This is a genomic window from Microvirga arvi (assembly GCF_016892765.1).
Taxonomy (GTDB): Bacteria; Pseudomonadota; Alphaproteobacteria; order Rhizobiales; family Beijerinckiaceae; genus Microvirga; species Microvirga arvi.
The window spans coordinates 1-1,244 of record NZ_JAFEMD010000182.1; the positions used below are offsets into that span (position 1 = coordinate 1).

Genomic DNA, 1,244 nt, shown 5'->3' on the forward strand with positions numbered 1-1,244 from the left:
GACCAGATCTTCGGCGGTGCTGATGACGACAACCTCAATGGTGACAACGGAAACGACAGGCTGTTCGGCGAGGCCGGATTTGACATCCTCAAGGGCGGCGCAGGAGACGACATCGTGAGCGGCGGGCGCGGGAACGACAACCTGCGCGGCGGTGTGGGCCGCGACGCATTCCGATTTGATGCGGCCCCAAACGCAGTGTCGAACAAAGACCTCGTCGTCGATTTTCGTTCCGCGGACGACGTCTTCCATATCGACAACGCTGTCTTCAGAAAGGTTGGCGCAAACGGCAGGCTGAAGGCCGACGCCTTCCATCTCGGCGCCCGCGCTGAAGACGCAGAGGATCGCATCATCTACCACAAGGCGACCGGTACGCTGTTCTACGATCCGGACGGGACAGGTCACGCCGCACAGATCGAGTTCGCGCAGCTCGCCAATAGGGCGGCGGTCAAACTGAACGACTTCCTGATCGTGTGATCTATGACATCGCATGAGCTGCTTTCATCGTCATGAAAGCAGCTCATGCGATGTCCTCTTTGATTCCAGCCTGTGTGGAACTGCGTTGCTCTGCTAAGCCGATCCTGATCGGCGGCGGGCAGGACTTCAATCTACGATGCCCAGCATGATCACTACACCTGCCCGGCGGTCCACCACTTAGGTCTGCCGGACTGGACGACGACTGAACTATCGTGAAGGCGATGAGATCAGGGCCAAGCCTAAACTGCTGCCCTTGCCATGTTGTCAGATCGACCAAATCATTGCGCCTGTCACTGTTGGTTGTGCCTTCGAAGACGGATGAGGTTCTTTCTCCATCGTGACCGGATAGGCAGGATAATTCTCAACCCACACTCTCAAAAGCAAAGCTTTGGGCAAGGCGTGAGACTGATCGCTCGATCGTTTCCTGCGCCTCCCGCCGTGCCTCAGTCTGCAACCGCGTCGACGGCTGCAACAAGAAAAGCGTCCGCTTGAGGGGAGGATTAACAATTCGCCGCGCGATCAGTGTGCCAGCCCTGACCTCACGCATGACAGTTCCCAATGGGAGAACCCCACAGGCCATACCATCGGCGATAAGACCCTTAATGGCATCCATGGACTCAATCTGAAATGCAACATTTAGTGGCAGTCTATGCTGATTCATGGCCTCCGTAAGAAGTTGAATGATCTGCCCCTCGATGGAGGCGGGACAGTTCCTCCCGCAAGATCCTCCTGGCGGCGAGCAGGGAGACGGTGATGTCCGCCAGTTCCGG

The 1,244-nt window shown here is 57.5% G+C and carries 2 protein-coding genes; one reads left to right on the plus strand and one right to left on the minus strand.

The genetic code is table 11. The annotated features are described in order from the left end of the window. On the plus strand, positions 1–474 hold a 474-nt coding region (locus ILT44_RS31670; RefSeq protein ID WP_204243339.1), incomplete at its 5' end, for a calcium-binding protein. Between the two features lie 361 nt (positions 475–835). On the opposite strand, the gene ILT44_RS32115 is transcribed toward ILT44_RS31670, so the two are convergent. After that, the gene (locus ILT44_RS32115) at positions 836–1,171 is read right to left on the minus strand and encodes a LysR substrate-binding domain-containing protein (protein WP_372441301.1); all 336 of its coding nucleotides are present in this window, start codon (positions 1,169–1,171) and stop codon (positions 836–838) included. Between the last annotated feature and the right edge of the window lie 73 nt (positions 1,172–1,244).